General features: G+C 45.2%; 9 protein-coding genes and 1 pseudogene. All 10 read right to left on the reverse strand.

Features of this window, described 5'->3' with window-relative positions; translation table 11 throughout:
* Positions 1–3 precede the first annotated feature (3 nt).
* Entirely contained in the window at positions 4–1,251 is a 1,248-nt protein-coding gene (locus tag ACESON_RS07545) for a nucleotide sugar dehydrogenase (protein WP_373109124.1), read from the reverse strand.
* 382 nt (positions 1,252–1,633) lie between these two features.
* A pseudogene (locus tag ACESON_RS07550) lies at positions 1,634–2,005 on the reverse strand (glycosyltransferase); the annotation flags it as partial.
* 58 nt (positions 2,006–2,063) lie between these two features.
* Positions 2,064–3,512, reverse strand: a complete 1,449-nt coding sequence (locus ACESON_RS07555) for a sugar transferase (RefSeq protein ID WP_373109125.1) — start codon at positions 3,510–3,512, stop codon at positions 2,064–2,066.
* A 414-nt stretch (positions 3,513–3,926) separates the two neighbouring features.
* Positions 3,927–4,655, reverse strand: a complete 729-nt coding sequence (locus ACESON_RS07560; protein WP_373109126.1) for a hypothetical protein — start codon at positions 4,653–4,655, stop codon at positions 3,927–3,929.
* A gap of 100 nt (positions 4,656–4,755) precedes the next feature.
* The gene (locus ACESON_RS07565; protein WP_373109127.1) at positions 4,756–5,913 is read right to left on the reverse strand and encodes an LCP family protein; all 1,158 of its coding nucleotides are present in this window, start codon (positions 5,911–5,913) and stop codon (positions 4,756–4,758) included.
* On the reverse strand, positions 5,910–6,716 hold the full coding sequence (locus tag ACESON_RS07570) for a polysaccharide biosynthesis tyrosine autokinase (protein WP_177958474.1): 807 nt from the start codon (positions 6,714–6,716) through the stop codon (positions 5,910–5,912). The genes ACESON_RS07565 and ACESON_RS07570 overlap by 4 nt, the downstream gene beginning before the upstream one ends.
* Positions 6,713–7,480, reverse strand: coding sequence for a Wzz/FepE/Etk N-terminal domain-containing protein (locus ACESON_RS07575; RefSeq protein ID WP_177958473.1), 768 nt, complete (start codon positions 7,478–7,480; stop codon positions 6,713–6,715). The genes ACESON_RS07570 and ACESON_RS07575 overlap by 4 nt, the downstream gene beginning before the upstream one ends.
* A gap of 15 nt (positions 7,481–7,495) precedes the next feature.
* Positions 7,496–8,206: a CpsB/CapC family capsule biosynthesis tyrosine phosphatase gene (locus ACESON_RS07580; RefSeq protein ID WP_177958472.1), complete on the reverse strand. Its 711-nt coding sequence runs from the start codon at positions 8,204–8,206 to the stop codon at positions 7,496–7,498.
* A 607-nt stretch (positions 8,207–8,813) separates the two neighbouring features.
* The gene (locus ACESON_RS07585; protein ID WP_373109129.1) at positions 8,814–9,845 is read right to left on the reverse strand and encodes a PD-(D/E)XK nuclease family transposase; all 1,032 of its coding nucleotides are present in this window, start codon (positions 9,843–9,845) and stop codon (positions 8,814–8,816) included.
* Between the two features lie 323 nt (positions 9,846–10,168).
* Complete coding sequence (locus ACESON_RS07590; protein ID WP_373109131.1) at positions 10,169–10,816, reverse strand: VanZ family protein; 648 nt, start codon at positions 10,814–10,816, stop codon at positions 10,169–10,171.
* Positions 10,817–10,819 lie beyond the last annotated feature (3 nt).

The following is a 10,819-nucleotide window of genomic DNA, read 5'->3' on the forward strand; positions in this document are numbered from 1 at the left end:
TTGTTAATCTCGCTGAAAAATATCTCTCGTATATACTTTTTCTTTCACATCATCCAAACACTTGTCATAGCGGTTTGCGATGATTGCGTTACTCAATTCTTTAAATTTAGTCAAATCATTGACCACAAGGCTACCAAAGAACGTATCGCCATCCTTCAAAGTAGGCTCATAGATAATGACAGAAGCGCCCTTAGCCTTGATTCGTTTCATAACGCCCTGAATAGAACTCTGACGGAAGTTGTCAGAATTCGACTTCATGGTCAGACGGTACACACCGATGGTCACAGACTTTTCATGCTTCTCATCATACTCATTGTCATCATCATAGCCGTAATATCCAGCCAGTTTCAGAACACGATCTGCAATGAAATCCTTACGAGTACGGTTACTCTCCACAATTGCTTCAATCAGATTCTCTGGCACATCGGCATAATTTGCCAGCAGCTGTTTAGTGTCCTTAGGGAGGCAATACCCACCATATCCAAAGCTAGGATTGTTGTAGTGGCTACCAATACGAGGATCAAGACAAACACCGTCAATAATCTGCTGGGTATTCAGCCCTTTGCTTTCTGCATAAGTGTCCAGTTCGTTGAAGTAAGCCACGCGCAGTGCCAAATATGTATTAGCAAACAGTTTAACCGCTTCTGCCTCGGTGAAGCCCATAAACAGTGTGTCGATATTTTCCTTAATAGCACCTTCCTGCAGCAGACCAGCAAACTCATGAGCAGCCTCAACCAAACGCTCATCATCTAAATCAGTACCAACGATGATACGGCTTGGATAGAGGTTGTCGTACAATGCCTTGGATTCACGCAGGAACTCTGGGCTAAAGATGATGTTCTTGCTATTGAACTTCTCACGCACAGAAGCGGTGTAACCAACAGGAATCGTAGACTTGATGACCATAATGGCATTCGGGTTATATTCCATCACCAGTTTGATTACAGCCTCGACCGCAGATGTGTCAAAGTGCTGGGTATGGCTGTCGTAGTTTGTGGGTGCAGCTATTACAACAAAATCCGCATCGGCGTATGCGGTCTTCGCATCCAGTGTTGCGGTCAGATTCAATTCTTTCTCTGCGAGATACTTCTCAATATAATCATCCTGAATCGGAGACTTGCGATTGTTAATCAGATCAACCTTCTCCGGCACAATATCAACTGCAGTTACCTGATGATGCTGACTCAACAAGGTAGCAATCGACAACCCAACGTAACCAGTGCCAGCAACAGCGATTTTGTAATTCTTCATATTTACTCCTCCGGTCTTCTTCGGACCCAATTCCCTCAAAAGGTGTTTTTATCTATGTACACATCCCGAAGGATGGTATTTCTAACTATCATATTCTCTTACCTCTCAACCCACTTCACAGCACAACAACAAGCCTGTATACAGATTGCAGAACCAATCTATACGCAGGCCTGTCCTCGTACCTCCTTATTTTGTTTTCTGCTCTATCAGCTTTCGCTGTGGTGGGTTAAGTATAGAGCGCAACCAGAAGCCATTAACCCCTGAAAACACGCTGGCCGTAACGCACCATGACAAGCAGAAACAAGTTGAGGTGAAAAGGTCAAGCCGCGCAAACCCGCATGAAATCAGGATTTTCTCTGGTTGTCCATATTATTTCACACTCCCCATGAATCGTAACCACTACCCGCTTTCGAAACAGCTTCGGCAGCCATGCAAAAAATGCCGGTCCCTCTGCATGAATATGCACCACATCGTAATGTCCTATTGCGCTGAAAAACGCAGCAAAGAAAGAAGAACTCACTGCTGCCAGTCCTTTTCCTTCAATCGTCGGAACCTTTTTCTGGCAGATTCCTTCATATTCTGTTTGTTGGTCATATTCCGCACCGCTGACATGATGTCCTGACCTGTTATAACAGGTCACCCGATATCCGCCCTGCACCAGTCTGGTGCAAAGCTCCTTTACTACGATTTCAATTCCACCTTCTCTGCTCAGTCTTTTCTGTCCAAACATAGAAACTGCAAGCTTCTTTTTCATACTGTCTCCGTTTTTTATCATTCTCTGTCTTATGAAGTCTATAAGGATATCCTGCGCTCTACACAGCCCCATCTCTCATAAACACCGCCAGCACCGTCTTCACCAGGATCTTCACATCCAGACCAAAGCTCCAGTTCTCGATGTATTCCCGGTCTAGCCGCACCACTTCCTCAAAATCCGTGATGTCGCTGCGGCCGCTGACCTGCCACATTCCTGTGATACCCGGCTTGATGGCAAGCCGCGCCCGGTGATGAAGCTCATACAGGCTGACCTCTCCAATCAGCGGCGGTCTGGTTCCTACGATACTCATATCTCCCTTCAGCACATTGAAAAACTGGGGAAATTCGTCCAGACTTGTTTTCCGGATAAAATCTCCGATTCCTGTTTTTTTCGTTCCGTCCGGAAGGATTTTATTGCCGATGACACGGGGATCGAAGTCCAGCTTGAACATCTTTCCGTCTCCCATTTTGTTTTCCTTCATCAGCTCTGCTTTCCGCTTTTCTGCATCCATATACATGCTTCGGAATTTGTACATTTTAAACCGACGTCCGTTTTTCCCTACTCGCTCCTGGGAAAAGAAGATAGGGCCAGGGGAACTGATATAAATGACAGGCGCAATAAACACAAAGATGATTCCTGTCAGCAGACAGCCTACCAGACCTCCTGCAATATCCATCATCCGCTTCAGCACCAGCTGACGATCAGTAGCATAGTTAATACTGGTAGTCAGTACGGTATAATTTCCCACCCGCTCGACAAACTGACGCTTTCCTGTTTTGTTGGAAACCTGCGCCAGGTTCATATGTACGATGACTCCCGTTTCTGACAGACGGTCAATCATCTCAGCCGGATAGGGAACTGATTTTGAGGCTACAATCAGCACCTCGTCGATCCATTCCTGACACACATATTCCGGTGCCGTTTCTTCGCTGGCTACTACTGGAATTTCTGCGATAATTTCTCCTGTTCTGTCACGATCCAGGATCACTGCTCCTGCAATCCGGTGTCTTCCGTAGTTGTGATCCTTCATATTCTGAATCACTTCTTCTGCGATATCCGATGTGGTTACAATCAAAAGCGAACCTGTTGTTCCCGTTTCCATCTGTTTTCGAAGCAGCTGCTTCCACAGTTCCCGCACCAGAAAAGTAAGAAAAATATAGAGAATGATAGTAAGCACCAGGGTTAATCTGGAAAAATCCTCTCCCTGCTGAAGCAAAAACAAATACAGAATCGTCAGCGCTCCTACAATGGCGCTGTGCTGAACAGTAATCTTCATATCCTGATATGAGCCCTGCTTCAGCACATTTTTTAAGGTGTCAAACATGAAAATTGTTACCAGATCTGCCAGCTCCAGAAATATGGCGATATTTCTGTAAATCTGAACAGAATAAAGATTTCCTCCGTATCCGGCCAGTGCATAGGCCAGCACATAAGCGATTTGCAGACAAATCATATCCAGTATGATAAAATCCACATGTTTTTCCCATCCCTGTGCTTTTCTGTACATCTTCTCTTTTCCTCCCCTGTACTTGAATCCCTTTTTGTATTCCTGATATGTTCCCGTTTTTTATAAAATCCTGCTACAGCCTGTTCCCTTTCAGACTCAGCTGGTTATGTCCCAAGTTAAATATTTTTTGCTTCTTTTATTTTTGATAACAGTCCGGCTATGCAAAGATTCAAACAGGAAAAAGCTTTGAAAGCTTATTTTCATAAACGTTTTCCTGTCGGAACCTTTATAGTGCAGTCGCCCCGATGCTTCTTGTCCACTATACGCAGCAGAAAAGCTGCGTGGCTGAACGATTACTGTTTTTGATATACTTTCTCTTGTTCAAATACCGGTTCCCCGACTGCATTTCTGCAGCCGGAGTCACGATGTTTTCTTTCTTATGAGCCTGGAATCGATTCTTTTATCAAGCTTCGATTACCGGGTCATAATTCTTGCTGTACCGGAACCGTTAACACGAATGTTAATGGTCTGGGTTGCGTAATCAATTGCTACAATTGGTACCAGAATATACTGGCCGGTTGCGTTGTCGTAGTAACCTACCATCAGGTTTTCTGCGTTCATTGCCTGAGTCAGTCCGGTCCACTTAATGGGCACGATCTGAGTTCCGACTACAGCAGCTCCTGTTGCTGTATCGTACACATTCAGGTTAATATTTTCCTGTACGGTATAGCCTGCAGCCTCCGGCAGTACGCCTGCCATGGATTTTGTTGTATCAATGGCCTCAAACTGGCTGATGGTCTGCTGGCTCAGTCCTGCTGTGCTGTTTTTACCGTCAGCAGTTTTTCCTACTACAACGGTAACGGAGCTTCCGGTTGCCTGATCGCGGATAACCGTATTTCCATTTGCATCGCTGGTAACAGCCTGACCGGCTGCATTCACGCCGTTAGACGGAACTGCGATAATGGTTCCGTTTTCGCTGTTTACTACTGTGCCTGCACCGGTTGTCTGTACGCCATTTGCATCTACGGTTACCTGAGTCGGCTTCTGGATGACAGAACTACCGCTGCCTGCTACAACGCTTCCGCTGCTGCTGGATGAACCGCCGCTGCTTTCCTCTTTCGAACTTGCACCAAAGGTCAGTACCGGCATAGCTGCCAGAGCACATACCAGACCAAATACAGTGAGTGCTTTCCACTTTTTCATGGGATTCTCCTCCTTTCCTGTTTCGGCAGATCTCTCATTACTTCAAAATCTGCCTTATATATTCAATAAACGGCGCCCTGATGAGCTGCCGGTTACTGCATTATGTTTCCCGGTAAAACAAATCCAGGAGAACGGGAACCAGAGCCTCCTGATCCACATAATATTCATCATAGGTTTCTGTGGCAGTACCTGTTCCCGGAGCCATTTTGAAGCTGGCGGAGGTCAGTCCTTCTCCTTCCAGAGCATTGATGGCAAGCTTTAAATACTCATCCTTTGCCATATCTGTTACCATGTAGTCCTGGCTCATTTCAAACAAATGCTCTGTAATATTGCTCTCTGTCCTGCTTTTTTCTTTTACTGCCTGGAAAAAGCCGCTGATATACAGCTTCTGCTGTTCCATTCGTGATATGGCAGAATTATCCCGCTCTGTATCACGAAAGCGCACAAAACGCTCTGCCTGTTCGCCTTTCAGCCGAACCGTCTGTCCAAATACAAATTCTGGATCTGCCTGCTCCATTCCCATCGTGGGAATCGTTACGGTAACTCCTCCTACCTCATCATTTAAGGATGCAATGATCTCCAAATCGGCTGCCATGTAGGAATCGATTTTCAGCCCCATCAGAAGATGGGATACTGCCTGTTTTGTATACTCACAGCTTTTTTCCCGTCCATCTCCATAGGCATAGGAAAGGCTCAAATGATCCACTACCTCTCCCAGCTTTGCGCCGTTTGCCTCTGTCCAGGAGGTATCTGTTTTCGTAATTTCTGTCATAGAATCCCGGGGAATCAAAAGAATTTTCATGCTGCCCCGGGCAGTGTCGTTGGCTAAAAGAAAAATTCCGTCTGCCTGTCCTCCGTCTCCGGAAAGGGTCGTTTCTGTCATGGGACCATCCCGATCCACACCCATGCAGAGCACTGCTTTTACATAGGTATTTCTCTTATATGTTTTTCCATTCCAGAAAACGGTATTTTCCTCAAACAGCATTTCTTTCTCTGTCTGCGTTCCGCTGTCTGCGCTTTCCTGATCTTCCTTCGCCATTTCCGCCAGAGTCTCTTCCGGATTCTCCTGCTGAGTCTCATAGCGGGCTGCAATCATAGCTTCCTGATCCTTCCTTTGCTGATACATTCCAACTCCGTACCAGACAGCCAGTCCGGTTCCGATGACAGCCGCAGCAATCCCACAGCTTCGGAGCGCAGTCCTGTTTTTTCTCAGCCAGCCGGAAAATCCGCTGTAGCGTTCATCCCGGTTGTTTCTCATACATTTGCTGCCTCGTTTTCTTTTTCCTCTGCTCCCTGCTTTTTGCTTCTGTGACTTCGGGCGCCAGTCTGATATCCCTGATCCCGGTTTTTCTGATCATAGGATGCATAGGCATCATACTTTTTGTATTTGCCGTATTTTCCATAAGTGCCATAGTAGCCCTGGGCCCTTACATCTACCTTATTTAGTACCACTCCCAAAATCCGGCAGCCTGATTTCTCCAGCTGGGCCTTTACTCTCTGCTCTACCTTATAGCTGATCGCCCCACTTTCGATCACCATAACGGCTCCGTCGCACTGCCTTGCTACAATGGCTCCGTCAATCAGATTTGCCATTGGCGGCGTATCGATCATAATATAGTCAAATTCTCCCCTTGCATATTCCAGAAGACTGGTAAACAGCTTTTCCTCCAGAAGCTCTGCCGGATTAGGAGAATAAGGGCCTGCAAAAATCATGCTCATATTTTCTACGCTGGTATCGTAAATCACATCTTCCAAATTTTTCTGCCCACAGAGATACTGAGACAGACCGTTCACCTTTTCCTTCAGCTGATACCGGGTTACCAGTACAGAACGGCGGATATCTCCGTCAATGACCAGGACTTTTTTTCCCAGCTGGGCCATAGACTGGGCTGCAGCCAGCGTGATATCGCTTTTTCCCTCTCCCGGAACAGAGCTGGTAAACATAATTACTCTTACCTTGCTTCCGCAGAAAAGGATATTGGTACGCAGGGTTTTGATCGCCTCGTTATAACCGTAATCATCCTGCATCTCACGGGTTAAGGTCACCATTGTTCTGCTCATGCTTTCTTCCTCCGTTTTCTGGACTTGGTATTTTCGCCATTGCTATTGTGTCCCGGTTTTGTCCGTTCCTCACCTTCCCGCAAAGGCACAGATGCCAGAACACTCAGTCCCAGATACCGCTCTACATCCTCTTCCGTGCGGACGGTATCGTTCATAATTACCTGAATCACAATGACTCCGCAAACCAGAACCATACCAGCCAGGGCTCCCAGCACTGCATTCTTTCCGTTGCTGGGGCTTGTTTTCCTTGTCGCAACTGTTCCGTTTTCAATAATTTTAGGCGGAATCATTTCCATAATCTCTCCGATATAATCGGAAGCTGTCTCTGCCACACAATCCACAATAGCCTTTGCCCGGTAAGGATCCGGATCCGTCACCGTTACAGTCAGAATACGGGTATCGGTCGGATTTCCGATAGAAACCTTAGCCAGAAGCTGTTCATAGCTCATATCAAGTGCCAGGGAATCAATCACCTCGCCCAATACCGGCCGGCTATTTACGATTACCTTGTAATCTTCTGTCAGCTGGCTTCCTATCTGCAGATCTGCCAGTGATGTCAATGTGGTTTCCTTGGACAGTATGTACATCATACTAGTAGAAGAATACTGAGGTGTAATCAGAAATTTGCTGTATGCTCCTGCCAGTCCCCCGCCAATAATCATGGCCGCCAGAATGAACCAGATCTTCTTTTTTAATGCATAAAACAGCTGAAGAAGATCGATTTCCATCTCATCGTTGTCTCTTAAATTTTTTTCATTTTCCATGCGATTCGTTCCTTACTATATTTTTTCATTTTTAATTATGCAGACCGGATTTCTGTGAACCATTTCTTCCAGCGCCTCCGGATTGATATGATGAATAAGCCACTTTACAGCTTCTGTTATGACAGGCGGCCTGAAATCCGTCCGGTGCAGATCCGTTCCCAAAAACTGGATTCTGCCCTCCTCCACCTGTTTGCGGCACCAGCGCACATCCTTCTGATACCAATGCCCCTGCAGGCTTGCAAAATTCATCTGCAGATAGCAGCCCAGGGAGAAAATCTCCTCCAGCCCATGCTCTCTTAGGCAAAAATACCGTTCTATATGAGCCAGAATTGGCCAGTAACCGGCTTCGGACAGTCTGCGGACACCTCGCATCAGCTGTCCGTAGCTTACTGCCGGGTCAAATTCCACCAGAACATAACGGCTTTCCGCCATAGTCAGGGCTTCCCCCTGATCCAGTCGTTCCGTCAGTTCCTCATGATAAAAATTTTCCTGTCCGAGATATAATTGAAAATCGGGATTGTGTTTTTTCACTTCCTCCCGAAGGGTTGATAGTTTCGTCTTTAGTGAAGATACGCTTTGATGTCTAGAAAAATGGGGTGTGGCAATCATGCCCGTAATTTCCTGAGCCGCTGCCTGTTCAATCAGCTGTATGGATTCCTGTATTCCTCTGGCCCCATCGTCTGTTTCCGGAAGAATATGCGTGTGAATATCGATGATTTCACACATTCCATTCTCTCTTTGCGATATTTGCAAAAATATATCATTCCTTTCCATAAATCTATTTTTATGATAAATTTACGCAACGTTTTACATTTTAATACAAATCTCGTTTGTCATTGTATATTATTCCACATTAATTGTCAATGCCCCTTGTCTTGATTTTCGTATGTTTTGAAGCTGATACAATGGCAGTTTATTCCAAATACATTCTATGGAAACAGCCTAAAACAGAGTCTGATTGGATAATCCTGATAAATGAAGAAAAGAAAATAAAGACATTTCTAGTGAACTTTGTATATTCAGTCAAGAAGCATTCCATTTATTGTGCTTCTATTTAAAAATATCGGATTTAATTCCATTTATTTTATCTATATTACTATTCTAATCTCATGAAACGTTTTATATCATAAAATGAGTTTTCCTTATCTAAAATAAGAAAGAAACTCGCGAGCTTCTCCGCCTCCGGCGGGTCGCTTCTGCGACAAAATTCTCTTCCAACCCATGGCGATCCTCGCGGAGCGTTTTTATTTCATAGGACGCAAATTCCTATGACATAAAAAAGCACCTATCGACCCTGATAGATGCTTTACAATAGAATTATCGTTTTCTTACACTATAGAGAGGCAGTGTCCCCTAGAAGCTTCCTCACCACATTTTCATGAATTCCTGTCAGATAGGCAATTTCGTCCATTGTCTTTCCTTTTCTTTTTAAAGAATTCACGATTCTCCTTTGTTCATTTCTTACGCCTTGTTTCTTTCCCCGTTTTTGGCCTATTCTCTCTCCAGCTCTCTCTCCATCCCTGTAAATCTTGTCCATCTCTCTGCACATAAACGTCACTCCTTCCCTGGTCTTTTTAAATTGATAAACCTGCCGGCGCAGCACGGGATTATACATCTCTTCCGGCGCTTTGCAGTGAAAATCATGCATCAGCCTTCCAAGCTCCGTGTCCTCCTGATTTTTTGAATCCACATAAATGATATGAGCGCAGTCTGGAAAATCCTTTCCGTTTTCACGGATTTTTCTGCTGCTGTGATAAATCGGCAGATGATCCCCCAGCGCATCTGTTTCCGTAATAAATATGACATAACTGGTTGGAAGCTTCTGATACGCTTCCCCCGCCTCCAGAAGATTCATATCCAGTAATCCGCTGTGATATCTGGCCCGTTTCGGAGATGCCCCTTCCCTTTTTTGCTGAATCTCTACATTATAAAGATTGTGTTCTCTGTCCACAGCCACACAGTCCAGTATCGCCGACCTGCCCTGCAGATTCTTATAATCTGCCTGTAATCTCTGGTCAATGACCTGTAACTGGTTTTTATTCAGAATAATCCGCAGCACCTCCTCTGTACATTTCGGATTTTTCAGCACAGCCCGCATAAAGCTGTCGCTCATCAGCGTAAGATCCTTTAGAATCTTCCGGTACCGTTCATAACGGTCTTCCAGTTCCTGAGCCAATTTCTTATCATATTCCTTTTCCGAAACAGAATATGACATACCGGAAGTTATCCGGGATTCCAATCTGGCTTTCTCGTTTTTTTCGATTGTGTTTGTGGATGTTGACAGGCTTTCTGCCTCCCGTTTGACTGCCGGACTGCTCTTTTGATGATGCTTCCGGCTGTTTTCCTTTGACTGTTTCTGTCTCATTCTTCGCCTCCTGTCTGTTATGGCAGAAAGCAGCTTCTCTGCCTTCTGCATTTGTAAGCACTGCAGAAGACAAGCTTTTTCAAGATCTTCTGCTTTATCATATGGGGATTATAAGCATAGACCTTTCTAAATGATTCCAAGACAGAACCGGACGGGCCATAAGCCCATAGAAATATAAGAAATGTAGTATGCTTTTTTTCAGTTTAGCACAAGAATACAGACAGTGCAAGCAGAATGTTCTCTTTCCATTCCAGTGTATAAACCAGAATGTTCTCTTTTCATCCCAGTGAAATTGGAGTCCTGAAACTTCATCATCTCCTCTCTCAGTGCCTCCTTCCGTGAAATATTCTCTGATACAGGAATCCGGCTCCGCAGCCCAGCCAGCCGCCCAGGGTATTATTGAAAAAATCATCCAGCTCGCTGAACCCGGTTCCCGTTATATACTGAATAACTTCTACCAGCACAGAAAGAAAAAAACACAAAATAACAATTTGAAAGGTTTTCCAGGGTCTGTCTGAAACCGTTTGCCAGAGCAGAAATCCCAGAGGCACAAACAGAAGAATATTTCCCACAATAAAATACCAATACCTCCAGTTTCCTGTAGCAAGAGCCGCCTTCAACGTCCAGAAAAGCTCCAGAGAAAATTCTGGTTTCTGACCGCCGCTCCTTCCCAGAACTGTTGCACATAAAATAGTAAATACATAGAACCAGAGAATTCCTTTCCACAAAAAGATCCCCGGTCTGTAACCCTCATTTCTTCTCAGGTATTTTCCCGCTTTGCTTCCTGAGTAAATATCGTTTTGCCTTCCTGCGCATGGATACACAAAAAGGGCCTTTCGTCTCCGAAAAGCCCCAATTTCCAGGATCACAGCGCCCAGAAGGCAGATGACAGCCACAGCCCCCACCAGGCGGTAATCCACACCCAGGTATGGGTTCCAGTCATCCCATGTCATCTGCATTCCTCCTGCCATTGT

Origin of the sequence: Lachnoclostridium sp. Marseille-P6806, from assembly GCF_964238185.1 — a bacterium.
Classification (GTDB): domain Bacteria; phylum Bacillota; class Clostridia; order Lachnospirales; family Lachnospiraceae; genus Brotaphodocola.